This window comes from Caballeronia sp. KNU42, from assembly GCF_053760385.1.
This window is the reverse complement of the sequence record NZ_CM132388.1, coordinates 1,543,024-1,563,137: the sequence shown is the minus strand read 5'-3', so window position 1 is coordinate 1,563,137 and position 20,114 is coordinate 1,543,024. Positions and strand designations below refer to the sequence as shown.

Sequence of the window (20,114 nt, the reverse complement as noted above, 5' to 3'; positions counted from 1 at the left end):
AACCATGAACGCATTACAGAATTTCTTTAAAACGTTTTTCCTGACCGAGTTGCTGAAGGGTCTGGCGCTGACGGGTGGTTACCTGTTCCAGCGCAAGATCACGGTTCAGTTTCCGGAAGAGAAGACACCTATTTCCCCGCGTTTTCGTGGCCTGCACGCATTGCGCCGATACGAAAATGGCGAAGAGCGCTGCATCGCTTGCAAGCTCTGCGAGGCCGTATGCCCCGCGCTCGCCATCACGATCGAATCGGAAACGCGCGCTGACAACACGCGCCGTACCACGCGCTACGACATCGACCTGACCAAGTGCATCTTCTGCGGTTTCTGCGAAGAAAGCTGCCCGGTTGACTCGATCGTGGAAACGCACATCCTCGAGTATCACGGCGAGAAGCGCGGCGACCTGTATTTCACGAAAGAGATGCTGCTCGCAGTGGGCGACCGTTATGAAACGGAGATTGCTGCTGCGAAGGCGGCTGATGCGCCTTATCGGTAAAGCGAAGCGGGGCGTAGCACGTTGCCGCGCCCCTTGCTGTTCCTGCATTTGAATTGACCTGCTGTTCCGGCCCGCGCGCCAAGCTTGGTGGTTGTGTTCTTGAAAAAAACGCAACCCGGCGTGCTTGTGTCAAAACACAAAGCCTAACGATGAACCGGTAATCATGGAATTCACGACCGTACTGTTTTACATCTTCGCGCTGCTGCTGGTTGTCTCGGCGCTGAAGGTGATCACTTCGCGCAATCCGGTGGCGTCCGCCTTGTTCCTCGTGCTCGCGTTCTTCAACGCGGCCGCGATCTGGATGCTGCTCGAAGCCGAATTCCTCGCCATTCTGCTGGTTCTCGTCTACGTCGGCGCGGTGATGGTGCTGTTCCTGTTCGTGGTGATGATGCTGGACATCAACCTCGACGTGCTGCATGGCGACTTCAAGAAGTTCGTGCCCATAGCCAGCATCGTGGGCGCGATCATCATCATAGAAACCGCGCTGATTCTTTGGCACGGTTACGGCGCGACAGTGACGCCGGTGCGCGACGCGATGCTGGTCAACGGCGTGGGTTCCGGCGTCGGCCCGAACGACGTGATGTCGAATTCGCAGCTGATCGGCAAGGTCATCTACACCGACTACATCTTCGCGTTTGAAATTGCCGGCCTGATCCTGCTGGTGGCGATCATCGCGGCCGTCTCGCTGACCGTTCGCGAGAAGAAAGACAGCAAGCGCCAGCGCATCAGCGACCAGGTCAAGGTGCGTGCGCAGGATCGCGTGCGGGTCGTGAAGATGAAGTCCGAAACCGAAGCGCCGGATGCCGCGACCCAACCGCCCGTGACCGGCAATGCCGGCGCCGGTACGGTCGACAACAAAGGCTGAGGAGAAAAATAACCATGTTGAGTCTTGCCCATTACCTCGTGCTTGGCGCGATCCTGTTCGCGATCAGCATCGTCGGCATCTTTCTGAATCGACGTAACGTGATCATCATCCTGATGGCAATCGAATTGATGCTGTTGGCGGTCAACACGAACTTCGTCGCCTTCTCGCATTATCTCGGCGACATCCACGGACAGATCTTTGTGTTCTTCGTGCTGACGGTGGCGGCGGCTGAAGCCGCAATCGGCCTCGCTATCCTGGTCACATTGTTCCGCAGTCTCGACACGATCAATGTCGAAGACCTCGATCAGCTCAAAGGTTAATTTCAGGCAAGACAGATATGTCCACGACACTCAATGAAAACCTTCTGCTCACGATTGCGCTGGCGCCCCTTGCCGGTTCGCTGATCGCCGGGCTGTTCGGCTGGAAGATCGGGCGCAAGTCTTCGCACCGCATCACGATCCTCGGCGTGATGATCTCGTTCGTACTCTCGTGTTTCGTCCTGGTGGACGTGATGCAGGGCGCGAGCTTCAACGCGACCATCTACGAATGGATGACGGTCGGGCCGCTGAAGATGGAGATCGGCTTCCTGGTCGACTCGCTCACCGCGATGATGATGGTGATCGTCACCTTCGTCTCGCTGATGGTGCACATCTACACGATCGGCTACATGGCCGACGAGGAAATAGGCTACGAGCGTTTCTTCTCGTATATCTCGCTCTTCACGTTCTCCATGTTGATGCTCGTGATGAGCAACAACTTCCTGCAGTTGTTCTTCGGCTGGGAAGCGGTGGGTCTCGTGTCGTACCTGCTCATCGGCTTTTACTACACCCGTCCGACGGCCATCTACGCGAACATGAAGGCGTTCATCGTGAATCGCGTGGGCGACTTCGGGTTCTTGCTCGGCATTGGCTTGTTGCTGGCGTTTGCGGGTTCGCTGAATTACGGCGATGTCTTCGCTCACCGTACCGCGCTGGCCGGCATGACGTTCCCGGGCACCGACTGGGGTCTGCTGACCGTCGCCTGTATTTGCCTCTTCATCGGCGCGATGGGTAAGTCGGCGCAGTTCCCGCTGCACGTGTGGCTGCCGGACTCCATGGAAGGCCCGACGCCTATCTCGGCGCTGATCCACGCGGCAACCATGGTGACGGCCGGTATCTTCATGGTCACGCGCATGTCGCCGCTGTTTGAATTGTCGGATTCGGCGTTGTCGTTCGTGACGGTGATCGGCGCGATCACGGCGCTGTTCATGGGCTTCCTGGGTGTGGTGCAGAACGACATCAAGCGCGTGGTGGCTTACTCCACGCTCTCGCAGCTCGGTTACATGACGGTGGCGCTTGGCGTCTCCGCTTACCCGGTCGCCGTGTTTCACCTGGCTACGCACGCATTCTTCAAGGCACTGCTGTTCCTCGGCGCGGGTTCGGTGATCATCGGCATGCACCACGACCAGGACATGCGCAACATGGGCGGCCTGCGTAAGTACATGCCGATCACGTGGATCACGTCGCTGATTGGTTCGCTCGCGCTGATCGGTACGCCGTTCTTCGCGGGCTTCTACTCGAAAGATTCGATCATCGACGCAGTGAAGGCGTCGCACATCGCCGGCTCGGGTTTCGCGTATTTCGCGGTGGTGGCGAGCGTGTTCGTCACGGCGCTGTATTCGTTCCGTATGTACTTCATGGTCTTCCACGGCAAGGAGCGCTTCCGCGGTCCGAAGCATCCGGAAAGCCCGATGGCTATCGAAGCCGCTGCGCATGCACATGACGCGCATGGCCACGATTCACACGGTCATGACGATCACGGTCATGGTCACCATGAGCACGTTCCGCACGAAACGTCGTGGGTCATCACGCTGCCGCTGGTCCTGTTGGCGATTCCGTCGGTGATCATCGGTGCGATCGCGATCGGCCCGATGTTGTACGGCGACTTCTTCGCGCACGGCGTGGTGTTCGACAAGGTAATCGAGATCGGCGCCAACCATCCGGGGCTGCGCGAAATGGCCGAGGAATTCCACGGCTGGTTCGCAATGGGCCTGAGTTCAGTCGAGGGCTTGCCGGTGTGGCTGGCGCTCGCGGGTGTGGTCGTGTCGTGGTTCCTGTACTGGAAGCGTACGGATCTGCCGGGCGTGATCAAGCAACGCTTCCTGCCGATCTATAACTTGCTCGACAACAAGTACTACCTCGACAAGATCAATGACGTCGTATTTGCAAAAGGCGCGGTCGCCATTGGCCGCGGACTCTGGAAAGAGGGTGACGTCGCCGTTATCGACGGTATCGTCAACGGTCTCGCGAAGTTCGTCGGCTGGTTTGCCGGTGTGATTCGCTTCCTCCAATCCGGTTACATCTATCACTACGCGTTCGCCATGATCATTGGCATGTTGGGGCTCTTGACCCTGTTTGTAACGCTCGGCGGCAAATAAGGCGGGGACACCTATTTATGCACTCTTTACCCATTCTTAGTCTCGCGATCTGGTTGCCGATCATTGTCGGCATCCTTGTACTGGCAATAGGCAATGACAGCAATCCGGGCCCGTCGCGCTGGCTTGCATTGATCGGTTCCATCCTTGGGCTGATCGTCACCATTCCGTTGATCACCGGCTTCGACAACTCGTCGGCCGCGTTGCAGTTCGAAGAGAAGGCGGTCTGGATCGATCGCTTCAACATCTCGTATCACCTTGGCGTCGACGGCCTCTCCATGTGGTTCGTCGTCTTGACCGCGTTGATCACGGTGATCACGATCATCAGCGCTTGGGAAGTCATCACGGTGCGCGTGGCGCAGTACCTGGCCGCGTTCCTGATTTTGTCGGGTCTCATGATCGGCGTGTTCTCGACCGCCGACGGGATGTTGTTCTACGTCTTCTTCGAAGCGACGCTGATCCCGATGTACATCATCATCGGCGTGTGGGGTGGGGCGAACCGGGTCTACGCCGCGTTCAAGTTCTTCCTGTACACGCTGATGGGCTCGCTGTTGATGCTGATCGCGTTGCTGTACCTGTACACGCAGACGCACACGTTCGACATCGCTACGTGGCACGCATTGAAGATCGGTTTCACGCCGCAGGTCCTGCTGTTCATCGCGTTCTTCCTGGCCTTTGCCGTGAAGGTGCCGATGTGGCCGGTCCACACGTGGTTGCCTGACGCCCACGTGGAAGCGCCGACGGGCGGCTCGGTCGTGCTGGCCGCGATCATGCTGAAGCTGGGTGCGTACGGTTTCATCCGCTTCTCGCTGCCTATCGCGCCTGACGCCAGCCATTTCCTGGCGCCGGTGGTGATCACGTTGTCCTTGATCGCGGTGATCTACATCGGCTTCGTGGCGCTGGTGCAGGAAGACATGAAGAAGCTGGTGGCGTATTCATCGATTGCGCACATGGGCTTCGTCACGCTCGGCTTCTTTATCTTCAGCACGCTTGGCATGGAAGGCGCGATCATCCAGATGATCTCGCACGGTTTTGTCTCGGGCGCGATGTTCCTTTGCATTGGCGTGCTGTATGACCGCATGCATTCGCGCCGGATCGCCGACTACGGCGGTGTGGTGAACGTGATGCCGAAGTTCGCGGCGTTCGCCATGCTGTTCGCGATGGCCAACTGTGGTTTGCCGGGTACCTCGGGTTTCGTCGGTGAATTCATGGTGATCCTGGCTGCCGTGAAGTTCAATTTCTGGATCGGTTTCCTGGCCACCTTCACGCTGGTCCTCGGCGCGGCTTACACGCTGTGGATGTACAAGCGCGTGCACTTCGGCGCGGTAGCGAACGATCATGTGGCGAAGCTGAAGGACATCAACAAGCGCGAATTCTTCATGCTCGCCGTGCTGGCCGCTTTCACGCTGTACATGGGCCTGTATCCGAAGCCGTTCACCGACGTGATGCACGCATCCGTAGAAAATCTCCTCTCCCACGTCGCGCAGTCCAAACTGCCGCTGGCCCAGTAACGCGTGCGGAGGAAATAAAAGATCATGCAAAACGCCCCCATGAGTGCCCTGTTACCCGATGGACTGTTGATGCTGATGATTGTCGTTGCCTGGTTGAACGACACCATCTTCGGCGTGAAGAGCCGTCAGTCGACCTACCTGATTTCGGTTGTATCGGCCATTGTGGTCGGTGTGTGGTTCGCCTTCCAGGCGCTCGATCCCACGCCGCATTACTACTTCACGCGCATGTACGTGGTCGACCCGTTTGCGAGCGCGATGAAAGCGGTCGTGACGCTCGGCTTCGCGGTATCGATCATCTATTCGCGCAAGTATCTTGAAGATCGCGACCTGTTCCGCGGCGACTTCTTCCTGCTCGGCTTGTTCTCGCTGCTCGGCCAGTGCGTGATGATTTCGGGCAACAACTTCCTGACGCTGTATCTGGGCCTGGAACTGATGTCGCTGTCGTTGTACGCAGTGATCGCGTTGCGCAAGGACTCGCCGCAAGCCAACGAATCCGCAATGAAGTACTACGTACTTGGCGCTCTCGCTTCGGGTTTCCTGCTCTACGGCATCTCGATGCTGTACGGCGCGACCGGCTCGCTCGAACTGAATGAAGTCGCGAAGGCGATCGCGACCGGCCGCATCAACGACGCGGTCCTGCTGTTCGGCGTGATCTTCGTGGTGGCGGGCGTGGCGTTCAAGATGGGCGCGGTGCCGTTCCACATGTGGGTGCCTGACGTGTACCAAGGCGCACCGACCGCGATGACGCTGCTCACCGGCGGTGGTCCGAAAGCTGCGGCGTTTGCGTGGGGCCTGCGTTTCCTGGTGATGGCGCTGCTGCCGCTGGCGGTGGACTGGCAAGAGATGCTGGTGATCCTGGCCGCGTTGTCGCTGATCGTGGGTAACGTGACCGGTATCGTGCAGAAGAACATCAAGCGGATGCTGGCGTACTCGGCTATCTCGAACATGGGCTTCGTGCTGCTCGGCATGTTGGCTGGCGTCGTCGACGGCAAGGCTGATGGCGCTGCGAACGCCTATAGCTCTTCCATGTTCTACAGCATCGTCTATTTGCTGACCACGCTCGGCACGTTCGGCATCGTCATGCTGCTGGCACGCAAGGACTTCGAAGCTGAAACGCTCGATGACTTCAAGGGCCTGAACCAGCGTAGCCCGGTGTTCGCGTTCGTGATGATGATCATGATGTTCTCGCTCGCCGGCATTCCGCCGATGGTCGGCTTCTACGCGAAGCTTGCCGTGCTCGAGGCCACCATGAACGCCGGCCTGACGTGGCTTGCCGTGCTTGCTGTGCTGTCGTCGCTGGTGGGTGCGTTCTACTACCTGCGTATCGTCAAGCTGATGTACTTCGATGCACCGACCGATGCATCGCCGATCGTCGCGGACAACTTGAAGCGCGCGCTGCTCGCGTTCAACGGCCTGGCTGTGCTGGTGCTCGGCATTGTTCCCGGACCGTTGATGAACGCCTGCCTGGCGGCGATCACGCACACCCTGCCGTTCCAGTTGTAATGTCGGCAGCGGGCTGGTTTATCGTGTTGTTGGCGCTGGTCGGCGCCAACCTCCCGTTCGTGAATCAGCGTCTTTTCTCCGTCGCGCCACTCAAGGCGACGAAGAAAAACGGCTGGATCCGCATCGCGGAATTGATCGTGCTTTATTTTGTCGTCGGTGCGCTCGGCTTTATGCTTGAGGCGCGTGCGGGTAACCGCTTCGAGCAGGGCTGGCAGTTTTACGCCGTGACCTTCAGCTTGTTCGTGGTGCTCGCGTTCCCCGGCTTCACGTTCCAGTATCTCGTCAAGCGCCGCTGACGGCGATGGCCGTCGTGGCTTGATCCTCGCGCTGAACTTTCTTTAGCGCGTTTCTCTCAAGGTGCACGATGGCTGACCAATCTCTCGATTTCCCTGATTCCGACGATGGCTTGTTCGAGAAGACAGTCGAGAGCAAATTGTTGCATCGGGGCAAGTTCCTCACGCTCAAGATCGATACGGTCGAACTGCCCGATGGCAAGCACGCCACGCGCGAGTTCGTCGAACATCCGGGCGCGGTGATGATCCTGCCGCTATTCGATGACGGCCGCGTGCTGCTCGAGCGGCAGTATCGATATCCGATCGCCAAGGTCCTGCTCGAATTTCCCGCCGGCAAGCTCGATCCAAACGAAAGCGAACTCGCATGCGCTAAACGCGAGTTGCAGGAAGAAACCGGTTATACGGCACGCGAATGGTTTTTCCTGACGCGGATTCATCCGGTCATTTCATACTCTACCGAGTTCATCGACCTGTACCTGGCCCGCGGCTTGACGGCTGGCGAGAGCAAGCTCGACGAGGGTGAGTTCCTCGAAACCCTTATCGCCGATCCGTCGCAGATTTCCGAGTGGATCAGGACCGGCCATATCAGCGACGTCAAGACGATCGTCGGCAGCTTCTGGCTGGAGAAGTTCATGTCAGGCGAATGGGCGTTGGGTGATCCGGTCAGCGACTGAGAAGTCCGACGTGCTCAATAAAAAGCGGCCGTGAAGGCCGCTTTTTATTTGTCTGTTCAATCAGGACTACGCGCCGTTCGGCACGCGTTCCAACGCCGGGCTAAAATCAAACCTGTGTATCTACACGTCATCGGACCGTCGCATTGTGATTTTTTGCGAACGGTCGTTCACAAAACGCGTTTTTGCGATTAAACTTTCTGGTAAGCCCCGATCAGCATGAAGGTTCTCGACTTGAAGTGCTCGCACGACCATCGTTTCGAAGGCTGGTTTGCTTCGACCGATGAGTTCGAATCCCAGTTGTCGCGCAAGCTCGTGGCTTGCCCGGTGTGCTCGACAACGGAGGTGAGCCGCATGCCGTCGGCGCCGCGCCTGAATTTGTCGGCGGGCCGCTCGTCCAGCAGTTCCGACCAGGGCGAAAAAGAGGCAGTTGGATCGGGCGCTACGCAGGTCGCGCCGCCGCAGCAAGACGCCGATCAGGCGCTTCAGGCGCGTGCGTTGCACTTCATGCGGGAAATTCTCGCGAAGACGGAGAACGTGGGCGACCGTTTTGCTGAAGAGGCGCGGCGCATGCATTACGACGAAGCGCCGGCGCGCAATATTCGCGGCGTCGCAACGCCGGAAGATGCGCACGCATTGATGGAAGAAGGCATCGACGTGATGCCGTTGCCCGTGCCGGCCGCACTGAAAGAGCCGCTGCAATAAGCTGAATCAGGTTCAGCCTAGCGCGCGTCTCCTCATGGCCGACCCGGGTCATGACAGGAGACACAGCGCATGGACCTGAATTATTCCCCCGCCGACGACGCATTTCGCGCCGACATCCGCGCCTGGCTCGATGCCAACCTGCCGCAGGCATTGCGGACCAAGGTGCTCGAACACAAACGTCTGAACCGCGATGACTACGCGAGCTGGCACAAGCTGCTCGGCACGCGTGGCTGGTCGGTTGTCGCCTGGCCGAAGGAATATGGCGGTCCCGGATGGGACGCGACGCAGCGCCATATCTGGGACGAAGAATGCGCTCGCATCGGGGCGCCCGGCGTGTTGCCATTCGGGGTATCGATGGTCGCGCCTGTCCTGATGAAATACGGCAGCGACGCGCAAAAAGCCCACTATCTCCCGCGTATTCTCGATGGCACCGATTGGTGGTGCCAAGGTTACTCGGAGCCCGGTTCGGGTTCTGATCTGGCGTCGCTGAGAACGCGCGCCGAACGCCAGGGCGATTACTACGTGGTCAACGGCCAGAAAACCTGGACCACGCTCGGCCAATACGCTGACATGATGTTCTGCCTCGTGCGCACCGACACCGGCGCGAAGAAGCAGGAAGGCATCTCGTTCCTTCTCATCGATATGAAGACGCCGGGCATTACCGTGCGTCCGATCATCACGCTCGATGAAGACCATGAAGTCAACGAAGTGTTCCTGGAAGACGTGAAGGTGCCGCTCGAGAATCTGGTCGGCGATGAAAATCGCGGCTGGACTTATGCGAAGTATTTGCTCGGGCATGAACGCACGGGCATTGCTCGCGTGGGGCAATCGAAGCGCGAACTGGTGTTCCTGAAGCGGCTTGCCGCGAATCAGAAGAAGGGCGGCGTATCGTTGCTCGCCGATCCCGTGTTCTCCTCGAAAATCGCTGCGCTTGAGATCGAGATGATGGCGCTCGAAGTCACCGTTCAGCGCGTGGTCGCGAGCGAAGCGAACGGCCGCGGGCCTGGGCCGGAGGCATCGATGCTCAAGATCAAGGGCACCGAAGTCCAGCAGGCGCTGACCGAACTCATGGTCGAAGCCATCGGCCCGCAAGCTGCCGCGTTCGATCCCGCGTTTCTGGAAGGCGAGCGTGCACACAGCCTTGCCGGCGACGACGATGCCGCTCCGCTTGCCGCGTACTACTTCAACTTCCGCAAGACGTCGATCTACGGCGGCTCGAACGAAATTCAAAAAAACATCATCGCGCAGATGATTCTGGGCTTGTGAGGAGCTGCACATGGACTTCAATTTCACCGATGAGCAGCAACAGTTCAGGGACGCATTGCGCCGGTATCTCGACAACGAATACACGTTCGACGCGCGCCAGAAGATCGTGGCGTCGAAGGAGGGTGTCGATGCAAAACATTGGATGGCGTTCGCTGAACTAGGCTTGACGGCGTTGCCGGCGCCTGAAGCGCAGGGCGGTTTCGATGGCGGTCCGGCCGACATGCTGGTCGTGATGCAAGAACTCGGACGTGCACTTGTCGTGGAGCCGTATTGGGCGACGGCAGTGGGTATCGAAACGCTGCGGTTGGTCGGCGATGATCACGCGAACGCTTTGCTCGAACGCGCGGCCGGCGGCGAGATCAAGCTCGCGGTCGCGTTTCACGAGCCGCATGCCCGCTACGACTTGTTCTCGGTCGATACCACCGCGCAAGAGAAAGGCGCGGGTTTCGTGCTGAGCGGCCAGAAGTCGTTGGTCCTGCACGGTGCGCAGGCCGACTACTGGATCGTGCCGGCGCGGCTGAATGGTGAGATCGCGTTGTTCGTGGTTGCGCGCGATGCGGCTAACGTGGAAGTCACCGAGTATCGGACGATCGATGGCCAGCGCGCCGCGACGCTCACTTTCAACGCCACGCCTGCCGATCGTCTCGGCAAAGCCAACGCGGGTGCCGCTACGCTCGAGCGCATTGCCGATTACGCTACGTTCTTGCTGTGCGCCGAAGCAGTCGGCGTGCTTGATGCGTTGAATCACGCGACAGTCGAATACACGAAGGAACGTAAGCAGTTCGGCACGCCTATCGCGCGTTTCCAGGCATTGCAGCATCGTATGGTCGAGATGCTGATTCACGCGGAGCAGGCGCGTTCGATCACGTATCTCGCCGCGGCCCGATACACGAGCGATGACGCCGATGAACGCCGACGCGCAATTTCGGCGGCCAAGGCGCGTGTCGGTCAAGCAGCGCGCTTCGTCGGTCAGCAGGCGGTCCAACTACACGGCGGCATGGGCGTGACCAACGAGGTTGCGGCAGCGCATTGGTTCAAACGTTTGTCGATCATCGAGACTACCTTGGGTGATGTCGATCATCACCTCGCACGGTTCGCGTCGTTGCCCGGATTCGCCGACACCGACGTTTGATTAATTGATGCAGTGAGTAAAGGAGAACGGAGATGACGTTCAGCTATGAGGATTTCGAAGTTGGAGAGGTGGCGCAATTAGGCGCTCATACGTTTCTGAGGGAAGAGATTATCGAATTTGCCGGGCGTTATGATCCGCAACCTTTTCATTTGAGCGAGGCGGGTGGCGAGGCATCGCCTTTTCGCGGACTCGTCGCCAGCGGCTGGAACACGTGTTCGGCGATGATGGGCATTATGGTGCGCGACATGCTTGCTGATTCCACATCGATGGGTTCACCCGGACTCGATAACATCCGCTGGCTCAAGCCGGTTCGCGTGAACGACACAGTGCGGTTGACCGTGCGCGTGTTGAGCAAGCGGGTATCGGAGAGCAAGCCGGATCGTGGAATCGTGGGGACGCGTTGGGAGGCGTATAACCAGCATGACGAGCTGGTATTGACCGTGGATTCAGCGGCGATCTTCGGGCTTCGTCACCCGCAAAATTCGCGATGAAGTTGACGAGCACAGCCGACGTCAAAGCCGCACAGGGCAGGGACGAGTACGTGAGCGAGTGGCTGGAAATTGATCAGTCACGCGTGAACCGATTCGCCGATGCCACCGACGATCATCAGTGGATCCACGTCGACGTAGAGAGAGCGAATAACGAATCTCCGTTTGGCGGACCGATTGCGCATGGGTTTTTAACCTTGGCATTGGTGCCGATGTGGCTGGATCAGTGCGTGCCGCTGCAGCAGAAAATGGGCGTGAACTACGGCATGAACAAGGTGCGGTTCATGTCGCCGGTGCGGGTCGGGACGAAGCTCAGGGCGAGGTTCGTCGTGGAAACGGTGACCGATGTGGAAGAGGGCGGGGTGCAGGTGAGCTGGCGCGTGACGGTGCAGAAAGAAGGCGGTGAGAAGCCGGTATGCGTCGCTGAGTTCATCACTCGGCATTACTTCTGAGAGTGGGGGCGCGGCGAGGTTTCCCTACCAAGGAACCTCGCCGCGCCTAACGCTTAACGCCTCGCGTACTGCTGCGCGCCGAACAGCACTTCGCGTTGTTTATCGCCGGTCAATTCCTTGCGGGCTGAAGCAAGTACTTCAACGCCTCGAATGACCGCAGGTCGCGCCGAAATCTCGTCAAACCAACGCTTCACGTTCGGAAATTCGTCCAGCTCAATACCCTGGTTTTTCCAGGAACGCGTCCACGGAAACGTCGCGATATCAGCGATTGAATAGTCATTTCCAGCGAGATACCGCGTCACGCCCAATTGTTTGTCCATCACGCCATACAAGCGCTTGGCTTCGTTGGAATAGCGATTGACTGCGTATTCGATCTTCTCCGGCGCGTAAATCCGGAAATGGTGTGCCTGGCCAAGCATGGGTCCGACACCGCCCATCTGGAACATCAGCCACTGCATGGTCGTGTATCGGCCGACAGGATCCAGAGGGAGGAATTTCCCCGTTTTCTCCGCGAGATAAAGCAGGATCGCGCCAGATTCAAAGAGCGCTAGCGGCCTACCGTTAGGGCCGTCGCTATCGATGATCGCGGGAATCTTATTGTTCGGGCTGATCGCCAGGAACTCGGGGGTGAATTGATCGCCGGCGCCAATATCGATAGGAATTACTTTGTACTCGAGCCCGAGTTCTTCCAGCATGATATGAATCTTGTGGCCGTTCGGCGTGGCCCAGCTATAGACGTCGATCATTTTCACTCCTGGTCCTGCACACGGGAAAGCGGCGACCCGCGTAATCAGGGATCGCCACTCAAAAACGCTGCCGAAAATTAGACCATAGTTCGCAGAAAGACGCTGAACACCGGCTCACGCGTACCGTGAAAGCTCCAGCTTCGCGATCGCATTTCGATGTACTTCATCAGGCCCATCGGCAAGCCGCAACGTCCGTGCGTGCGCGTAGGCGTAAGCCAGTGGGAAATCATCGGAGACACCGGCCGCGCCGTGCGCCTGAATCGCCCAATCGATGATCTGACACGCGATATTCGGCGCCACCACCTTGATCATCGCTATCTCGCCGCGTGCGCCCTTATTGCCGACCGTGTCCATCATGTAAGCTGCTTTCAGGGTGAGCAGACGTGCCTGCTCGATCATGATGCGCGCCTCGGCAATGCGCTCCAGCGTCACGCCGTGCGCGGCGATCGGCTTGCCGAAAGCGACGCGTTGCAGCGTGCGTTTCGACATCAGTTCGAGCGCACGTTCAGCAAGCCCGATCAGGCGCATGCAGTGATGAATGCGGCCTGGTCCCAGACGTCCCTGCGCGATTTCAAAGCCGCGTCCTTCGCCGAGCAATATATTCGATACCGGTACGCGGACGTCCTCGAGCGTGATGTCCATGTGGCCGTGCGGCGCGTCGTCGTAGCCGAACACCGGGAGCGGCCGATGAACCGTGATGCCGGTCGCGTCCGCAGGAACGAGGATCATCGATTGTTGCTGATGTTTCGGCGCGTCGGGATCGGTCTTGCCCATCACGATATACACCTTGCAGCGCGGATCGCCCGCGCCCGACGACCACCATTTGTGGCCATTGATCACGTAGCTGTCGCCGTCGCGCACGATGCTGCATTGAATATTCGTCGCATCGGATGAGGCCACGTCCGGTTCAGTCATCAGGAATGCTGATCGAATTTCACCTTGCAGCAACGGTTCGAGCCATTGCAACTTCTGCTGCTCGCTGCCATACCGTTCGATGGTCTCCATGTTGCCCGTATCCGGCGCGCCGCAGTTGAAGACTTCCGGCGCCCATGGCACGCGGCCCATGATCTCGCAGAGCGGTGCGTATTCCAGATTGCTCAGTCCGGCGCCGCGTTCGGATTCCGGGAGAAACAGGTTCCAGAGACCGGCATCGCGGGATTGTTCCTTTAGCTTTTCGATCAGCTTAGTCGGAACCCACGCGTTGCCGGTTGCACGATTGGCCGCAACTTCACTGTTGAACGCGCGCTCGTTCGGGTAGATGTGTTCATCGAAGAAATGGTTTAGCTTTTGGCGCAGTTCCTGCACTTTCGGCGTGTAGTCGAAATTCATTTCGTCTCCTCGTTTACTTTTTGCGCATACGACCACGCGAGTTCGGCCATGGGTTTAGCGCGCTTTCCCGCGTCGACAGCCTGCGCGCTTGCCGCCGTGCCTTCGCTCACTCGCTTCATGATTCCCTGCAGGATCGCGGCAATGCGGAACATGTTGTAGGCGAGATAGAAATTCCAGTCGCCCTGGATCGCAAGGCCTGTTCGGGCGAGGTATGTCGCGACGTATTCGTGCTCATCGGGAATGCCCAACGCTGCCCAGTCGAGGCCGCCGATGCCGCGAAATTGCGTCGGGTCGACGTGCCACGCCATGCAGTGGTAAGCGAAATCGGCGAGCGGATCGCCAAGCGTGGACAGCTCCCAATCGAGCACGGCGAGCACGCGCGGTTCGGTCGGATGGAAGATCAGGTTGTCGAGCCGGAAGTCACCGTGGACGATCGACACACGTTCCGCCGGCGCGCCTTCCGGGCTACGTGGAATATGTTTCGGCAACCATTCGATCAGCTTGTTCATCGCGTCGATAGACTCAGTTTCCGACGCAACATATTGCTTGCTCCAGCGACCAATCTGGCGCTCGAAATAGTTGCCTGGCTTGCCGTAGGTCTCAAGCCCGACTTGCGCGATATCCACCGAATGGAGCGCCGCGATCACGCGATTCATCTCGTTGTAGATTGCGCCGCGTTCGGACGGCGTCATGCCCGGCAGCGCCTGATCCCACAACACGCGGCCTTCGATGAACTCCATCACATAGAACGCGCGTCCGATCACGCTTTCGTCCTCGCATAGCGCGAACATCTTCGCGACGGGAACGTCGGTGCCGGCGAGTGCGTCCATCACGCGATATTCACGCTCGATCGCGTGCGCCGATGGCAATAACTTTGCCGCCGGCCCCGGTTTTGATCGCATCACGTAACTGCGTGCGGGCGTGATGAGTTTGAAGGTTGGATTCGATTGGCCGCCGGCAAACTGCTCGACGGTGAGGGGTCCGGCGAAGCCTTCAACATGCGATTCGAGCCACGTGGACAGCGCCGGGACATCAAATTGTTGCCGCTCGTTGACCGGGCGTGTTCCCTCGAACGCTGAAAAATCCTGCGGTGCGGGGGTATCGTTTGCAGCCATCGTTGTCTCCTCCGGTCTTGCGTTTGTTGAGGTATCCCGCGGCGTCGCGCCGTTGACGGCGCTGTTGTTCCGCGTGCCCGTTATGATTTCATCAACGACTTGAAGCGGACGAACTGCGCGTACAGCAGTTCCATGGTCGTGTTGCGCACAGCGGCGTGAAGCGGCGAGGGCGGCGAATGGTTCAGCGCGCGGATCACCCAGTCATTGGGGTTATCGCCGACATCGAGTGCGTTGATGCAGCCCGTGGTCTGGGAAAGATGGCCAAAAAACGTACGTCCACCTCCGGTAATCGCGTGGGACAACAACGCGCGATTGACGCCGCCATGAAGCACGAGCAGCACCGTGTCCCACGAGGTGTCATCACGCAGGCGTTGCATCGCCGGCAATACGCGATCAAGCAACTCGCCGATAGTCTCGCCACCCAAAAACGCAGTAGTTTCCGGCACGATGCCATCGAAAACGCTGAGAAAAGCGCGCTCGAAATCCTTGGGCGGAAGGTCTCCCAGCCGGCCGCCGCGAATCTCCTGCCACTCCGGCCAGATGTCGATGTCGATCTGCTGACCCGTTTCGGCCAGCACGCGTTGTGCCGTCTCGAGCGTTCGCGGCAAACCACTTGCGATGACTTTATCGAAGCGAATCTGCTGCGCCTTGAATTCGCGTCCGGCCGCGCTCGCTTCTTCCCGGCCACGTTCGTTCAACGGCACGCTTTCGGGGTCGATGGCGCGGCCGCTGGCATCGAAGTAAGTCACGTCGCCGTGGCGCATCAGGAAAATGCGGCGGCGTTTGGGCAGGTCGTACGAGGTCGTCATTTATAGAGCGGTGGCCGCTTTTCGAGGAACGCGTTGATGCCTTCGAGCGCGTTGCCGTTATGCAGGGCATCGACGAAACCATCGCGTTCGTCGTCCAGTTGTTGCGCCAACGACTGCGTTTCGGCTGCGGCAATCAGCGTCTTGATTCGAGCGAGCGCTTTCGGTGCCATGCGGCCCAGTTCATCGGCCCAGGCAATAGCCGCATCGAGCGCCGCGCCTGGTTTCGTCACGCGGTTCACGACACCAACCTCGTGCAGACGCGTGGCGCCGATCGGTTTCGCCTCAAGGAGGATTTCGGTTGCGAGCGCACGCGGCAACGCGCGCGTGAGGAACCACGAGCCGCCGCCGTCAGGCGTGAGACCTACGCGGGAGTACGACATGACGAACTTGGCGTCATCGGCTGCGACCAGCAGATCGCACGCAAGCGCAAGTGAGAAACCCGCGCCCGCGGCCGCCCCTTCGACGGCCGCGATCACCGGTTTCGTCGATGACCGCAAGGCCACGATCCACTCGCCGAGCATGTCGATACTCGCGGCTTGAACCGAGGGATCCTTCGCGCGGTTTTCCAGCAAGCGGTTCAGATTGCCGCCGGCGCAGAAGAAGTTGTCGGCGCCGGTCAGCACGATTGCGCGGACCGACGTATCACGCTCGGCCGTGTTCATCGCTTCGATGCCGGCCGTGTACATGTCCGGGTGCAGCGCGTTGCGTGCGCCCGGATTGGACAGCTTGAGAACGAGCGTGGTGTCGCTTTCGGCCGGCCTGACGGAGAGCAGTTCGGCGCTCATGCTGCGGCCTCGTCGAAGGTGAGCGACAGGCCTAGCTGCGCACGGCGCGCGAGCCACGGCGACGGACGATAACGCGGGTCACCCAGCACAGCCTGCATGTTGCGCAGGATAGTGAGGATGGTGCTTGCGCCGAGCGCATCGCCCAGCGCAAGCGGCCCACGCGGATAACCCAGGCCGAGCGTAACGGCGAGATCGATATCCGCGGGCGATGCAATGCGTTGCTGCGCGATATCGCAACCGATGTTGACGATGGTCGCCACTACGCGTTGCGCGACGAAGCCGCTTGAATCGCGGATCACGGTGACGGGCACACCATCGAATGCGAAGAGCGCGTGCGCGGCGTCGCGGAATTCGGCGGTCGTGGCGGGCGTGGTCATGATCGTGCGGCGGGCGGCATCGGCGAGGGGAAACAAGGTGTCGATAGCGACCGTGCGCGACGCGTCCAGTTTCTCCGCGACGCAAGCGCTGGTGGCATCGTGGCCGAGCGGCGTGACAATGATCAGCGAATCGGGCGCGGGCGTGCCGCCGGTATCGATAGTGACAGCCGTTTCCATCTTCGCGATCAGGCGAAACACTTCTTCACGCGCATGAGCAGATGAACGGCTGACCCACACACGACGCGGCAATGTTGTAGGCGCCGGCGCTTCCTCGGGAATCTGCTGCTTGCCGTCTACATACTTATAGAAACCTTCGCCAACCTTGCGCCCGATCAATCCACCGGCGAGACGCGTGCCCGTAATAGGCGACGGCGTGAAGCGCGGTTCCTCATAAAACTGGTGATAGATCGACTCCATCACGGGATGGGAGACATCGAGCGCCGTCAGGTCGAGCAACTCGAATGGCCCTAGCTTGAAGCCGGCTTGTTCGCGCATGATCCGGTCGATATCCGCGAAACTCGCCACGCCTTCGCTCGCAATCCGCAAGCCCTCGGTGTTCATGCCACGCCCGGCGTGATTCACGATGAACCCAGGCATGTCCTTCGCGCGCACCGCTGTGTGGCCCATCTGGCGGCCGAGCGCCATGAGCGCGTCGCCGGCGGCGGGTTCTCCGCGCAAGCCGTCGATCACTTCGACCACTTTCATCAGCGGCACAGGGTTGAAGAAGTGCAGGCCGACCACACGCTCCGGTTTGGTACAGCCGGCGGCAATAGCCGTGATGGACAATGACGACGTATTCGACGCCAGGATGCAGTTCTCGCCGACCACGCCTTCCAGCTCACGGAACAACTCCCGCTTGACGTCCAGCTTCTCCACAATCGCTTCGACCACCACATCGCAGTCAGCCAGATCGCCGATTGCACCGGCCGCATGAATGCGCGCCAGCGCGGCGTGCGCATCGGCTTCGACCAGCTTGCCTTTTGCGGCGAGTTTGTTCAGGGTATCGGCGAGATACTCGCGTGCAGCCGTGACGGCTTGCTGATTGGTGTCGTACAGACGCACGTTCAGGCCGCCGAGCGCTGCGATCTGCGCGATACCCCGTCCCATCGCGCCACTGCCGACAATCCCTAAGCACCGAATCTCTGTGTCGCGAAAACTCATGGCGTGTCTCACTCCTTATTTGCTAGATTAGCACGGTCGTACTGTTGATGACGTGGCCCCGAAGGCCGCCGATTGCCTGCATTGCTTAAAACGAAAGATGTCCAGGAGACTCAAGATGCTCAAGCTGTATGGTTTTCCGCTGTCCAACTACGTGAACAAGGTGAAGTTCGCGCTGCTCGAACACGGCATTCCGTTCGAGGAGGTGCGTGCGAATTTCGGCCAGGACGAAGCAACGCTCGCACGCTCGCCGCTCGGTAAGGTTCCGTATGTGGAGACCGAGGCCGGGGCGCTGTGCGAGTCGCAGGTGATTGTCGAATACCTGGCAAGCGCTTATCCGGAGAAACTCATTTTTTCCGCCGATCCGTTCACGGCCGCCAAGGAGCGCGAGATGATCGCGTTCATCGAGACGCACCTGGAACTGGTCGCCCGCGAACTCTACAAGCAGGCGTTTTTCGGCGGCACTGTGACTGATTACACCAAGGTGCGCGCGGAAAAACGGCTCAGGCATGGCATTGCCGGATTCAAGCGGATTGCGAAGTTCGAACCGTACGCGCTCGGCACGACCTTCAGTATCGCCGATGTCAGTGCATTCGTGAATTTGCCGCTGATCGGGCTGACGACGAAAGCGATCTATGGAGCGGATTTCCTGCTGGAAGCGGGGATCGACTGGAAGACGCACAACAAACTGGTGGGCGAGCGGCCGGCCGCGCAAAAAGTCACGGCGGACCGGCTCGCCTTCATGGACGCGCAGAAAAAGGCGCTGCCGACAATCTAGTCTTTAAAGACTGGCGAGACGTTCAAGCGCGGTGCGCAGCGTCTCTTCCTTTTTCGCGAAGCAAAAGCGCACGACGCCCGATTCGTGGCTCTCGTGATAAAACGCCGACACGGGAATGGCCGCGACGCCAATCTCGCTTGTGAGCCATTGCGAAAACTCGGCTTCCGGCAGGTCGCTGATGGCCGAATAGTCGACGCACTGGAAATACGTGCCGTCGCAGGGCAGCAGTTTGAAGCGCGAGTTGGCGAGGCCTGCGCGGAAGAAGTCGCGTTTTTGCTGATAAAAAGCGGGCAATTCCAGATATGGCGCGGGGTCTTTCAGGTATTCGGCAATGCCGACCTGCATCGGCGTGTTCACGGTGAAGACGTTGAACTGATGGACCTTGCGGAATTCCGCCGTCAGCGCGGCGGGCGCTGCGACATAACCGATCTTCCAGCCCGTCACGTGAAAGGTCTTGCCGAAACTCGACACCACGAAACTGCGCGCGGCCAGGTCCGGATAGCGGCACACGCTTTCGTGCGGGGCGCCGTCGAAGACCATGTGTTCGTAGACTTCGTCGGAGAGGACCAGCACGTCGGTGCCGCGCAGGATCTCGTCGAGCTTCTGCATGTCGGCGCTGCGCCAGACTCGGCCGGTGGGGTTGTGCGGCGAGTTGATGATCAGCAGCCGCGTTTTCGGTGTGATCGCGGCGGCGATCTTGTCGAAGGGCAGCGCGTAATCGGGTGCTTCCAGCGATACAAACACCGGTTTGCCACCCGCCAACTCAATGGCCGGCACGTAGCAGTCGTACATCGGTTCGATCACGACGACTTCGTCGCCCGGGTGCACGCAGCACAGCACGGCGGTCAAAATGGCCTGGGTCGCGCCGGCCGTGACCGTAATCTCGCGCTCGGCGTCGTATCGACCGCCATACAGCTTTTCAATCTTCTCGCTGATCGCGTGGCGCAGCGAAGCGGCGCCGGCCATCGGTGGATATTGGTTGTGGCCGTCGCGCATGGCGTTCGACACGGCGTCCACAATGCGCGGATCGCACGCAAAATCCGGAAAGCCCTGGCCTAGATTGACCGCGCCTTTTTGCGTCGCGAGCGCGCTCATGACCGTGAAGATGGTCGTGCCGACGTTCGGCAGGCGCGAAGTGATAGCGGGAACAGCGGACGAATATTGAAGGTCGTGCGAGGCGTTCATGGCGTGGGCGATCGGCTGCGCTAAAGGGAAATGTGTCCTA

The 20,114-nt window shown here is 59.6% G+C and carries 21 protein-coding genes; 14 read left to right on the top strand and 7 right to left on the bottom strand.

What is annotated here, in order from left to right:
- The first annotated feature begins 4 nt into the window (after positions 1-4).
- The 13 genes from nuoI to ACSOSP_RS06865 all read left to right on the top strand — a co-directional run bounded on the left by nuoI (position 5) and on the right by ACSOSP_RS06865 (position 11,792).
- Positions 5-493, top strand: a complete 489-nt coding sequence (gene nuoI, locus ACSOSP_RS06925) for an NADH-quinone oxidoreductase subunit NuoI (RefSeq protein ID WP_455310275.1) — start codon at positions 5-7, stop codon at positions 491-493.
- Positions 494-656: 163 nt separating this feature from the next.
- Positions 657-1,358, top strand: a complete 702-nt coding sequence (locus ACSOSP_RS06920; protein WP_455310274.1) for an NADH-quinone oxidoreductase subunit J — start codon at positions 657-659, stop codon at positions 1,356-1,358.
- A gap of 14 nt (positions 1,359-1,372) precedes the next feature.
- Entirely contained in the window at positions 1,373-1,678 is a 306-nt protein-coding gene (nuoK, locus tag ACSOSP_RS06915; protein ID WP_031360677.1) for an NADH-quinone oxidoreductase subunit NuoK, read from the top strand.
- 17 nt (positions 1,679-1,695) lie between these two features.
- Positions 1,696-3,774, top strand: a complete 2,079-nt coding sequence (gene nuoL, locus ACSOSP_RS06910; protein WP_455310273.1) for an NADH-quinone oxidoreductase subunit L — start codon at positions 1,696-1,698, stop codon at positions 3,772-3,774.
- Positions 3,775-3,791: 17 nt separating this feature from the next.
- Positions 3,792-5,282 carry an NADH-quinone oxidoreductase subunit M gene (locus tag ACSOSP_RS06905; RefSeq protein ID WP_455310272.1) on the top strand — a complete coding sequence of 497 codons (1,491 nt, stop codon included), beginning with the start codon at positions 3,792-3,794 and terminating at the stop codon, positions 5,280-5,282.
- 24 nt (positions 5,283-5,306) lie between these two features.
- On the top strand, positions 5,307-6,785 hold the full coding sequence (nuoN, locus tag ACSOSP_RS06900) for an NADH-quinone oxidoreductase subunit NuoN (RefSeq protein ID WP_455310271.1): 1,479 nt from the start codon (positions 5,307-5,309) through the stop codon (positions 6,783-6,785).
- The gene (locus ACSOSP_RS06895; protein WP_455310270.1) at positions 6,785-7,081 is read left to right on the top strand and encodes a DUF2818 family protein; all 297 of its coding nucleotides are present in this window, start codon (positions 6,785-6,787) and stop codon (positions 7,079-7,081) included. The genes nuoN and ACSOSP_RS06895 overlap by 1 nt, the downstream gene beginning before the upstream one ends.
- A gap of 68 nt (positions 7,082-7,149) precedes the next feature.
- Entirely contained in the window at positions 7,150-7,752 is a 603-nt protein-coding gene (locus ACSOSP_RS06890) for an NUDIX domain-containing protein (RefSeq protein WP_455310269.1), read from the top strand.
- A 216-nt stretch (positions 7,753-7,968) separates the two neighbouring features.
- On the top strand, positions 7,969-8,454 hold the full coding sequence (locus ACSOSP_RS06885) for a DUF1178 family protein (protein WP_455310268.1): 486 nt from the start codon (positions 7,969-7,971) through the stop codon (positions 8,452-8,454).
- Between the two features lie 69 nt (positions 8,455-8,523).
- On the top strand, positions 8,524-9,720 hold the full coding sequence (locus tag ACSOSP_RS06880; protein ID WP_455310267.1) for an acyl-CoA dehydrogenase family protein: 1,197 nt from the start codon (positions 8,524-8,526) through the stop codon (positions 9,718-9,720).
- Positions 9,721-9,730: 10 nt separating this feature from the next.
- Positions 9,731-10,852, top strand: a complete 1,122-nt coding sequence (locus tag ACSOSP_RS06875) for an acyl-CoA dehydrogenase family protein (protein ID WP_455310265.1) — start codon at positions 9,731-9,733, stop codon at positions 10,850-10,852.
- Between the two features lie 32 nt (positions 10,853-10,884).
- Positions 10,885-11,343: a MaoC family dehydratase gene (locus tag ACSOSP_RS06870; protein WP_455310264.1), complete on the top strand. Its 459-nt coding sequence runs from the start codon at positions 10,885-10,887 to the stop codon at positions 11,341-11,343.
- The gene (locus ACSOSP_RS06865) at positions 11,340-11,792 is read left to right on the top strand and encodes a MaoC family dehydratase (RefSeq protein WP_455310263.1); all 453 of its coding nucleotides are present in this window, start codon (positions 11,340-11,342) and stop codon (positions 11,790-11,792) included. The genes ACSOSP_RS06870 and ACSOSP_RS06865 overlap by 4 nt, the downstream gene beginning before the upstream one ends.
- Positions 11,793-11,845: 53 nt before the next feature.
- Here ACSOSP_RS06865 and ACSOSP_RS06860 read toward each other — a convergent pair whose 3' ends face one another.
- The 6 genes from ACSOSP_RS06860 to ACSOSP_RS06835 all read right to left on the bottom strand — a co-directional run bounded on the left by ACSOSP_RS06860 (position 11,846) and on the right by ACSOSP_RS06835 (position 18,114).
- Positions 11,846-12,538 carry a glutathione binding-like protein gene (locus tag ACSOSP_RS06860; RefSeq protein ID WP_455310261.1) on the bottom strand — a complete coding sequence of 231 codons (693 nt, stop codon included), beginning with the start codon at positions 12,536-12,538 and terminating at the stop codon, positions 11,846-11,848.
- A 114-nt stretch (positions 12,539-12,652) separates the two neighbouring features.
- A complete protein-coding gene (locus ACSOSP_RS06855; RefSeq protein ID WP_455310260.1) occupies positions 12,653-13,867 on the bottom strand; it encodes an acyl-CoA dehydrogenase family protein in 1,215 nt (404 codons plus the stop codon).
- A complete protein-coding gene (locus tag ACSOSP_RS06850; protein WP_455310259.1) occupies positions 13,864-14,982 on the bottom strand; it encodes a phosphotransferase in 1,119 nt (372 codons plus the stop codon). Before ACSOSP_RS06850 ends, ACSOSP_RS06855 begins: the two co-directional genes overlap by 4 nt.
- 80 nt (positions 14,983-15,062) lie before the next feature.
- Positions 15,063-15,791 (bottom strand): histidine phosphatase family protein, encoded by a 729-nt coding sequence (locus ACSOSP_RS06845; protein ID WP_455310258.1) that lies wholly within the window; start codon positions 15,789-15,791, stop codon positions 15,063-15,065.
- Positions 15,788-16,576 carry an oxepin-CoA hydrolase, alternative type gene (locus ACSOSP_RS06840; protein ID WP_455310256.1) on the bottom strand — a complete coding sequence of 263 codons (789 nt, stop codon included), beginning with the start codon at positions 16,574-16,576 and terminating at the stop codon, positions 15,788-15,790. Before ACSOSP_RS06840 ends, ACSOSP_RS06845 begins: the two co-directional genes overlap by 4 nt.
- Entirely contained in the window at positions 16,573-18,114 is a 1,542-nt protein-coding gene (locus tag ACSOSP_RS06835; RefSeq protein ID WP_455310254.1) for a 3-hydroxyacyl-CoA dehydrogenase, read from the bottom strand. The genes ACSOSP_RS06840 and ACSOSP_RS06835 overlap by 4 nt, the downstream gene beginning before the upstream one ends.
- Positions 18,115-18,229: 115 nt before the next feature.
- Between ACSOSP_RS06835 and ACSOSP_RS06830 the strand changes: the two genes are divergently transcribed.
- Positions 18,230-18,889: a glutathione S-transferase family protein gene (locus tag ACSOSP_RS06830; RefSeq protein WP_455310253.1), complete on the top strand. Its 660-nt coding sequence runs from the start codon at positions 18,230-18,232 to the stop codon at positions 18,887-18,889.
- 3 nt (positions 18,890-18,892) lie between these two features.
- On the opposite strand, the gene ACSOSP_RS06825 is transcribed toward ACSOSP_RS06830, so the two are convergent.
- Positions 18,893-20,074: a pyridoxal phosphate-dependent aminotransferase gene (locus tag ACSOSP_RS06825; protein WP_455310251.1), complete on the bottom strand. Its 1,182-nt coding sequence runs from the start codon at positions 20,072-20,074 to the stop codon at positions 18,893-18,895.
- Positions 20,075-20,114 lie beyond the last annotated feature (40 nt).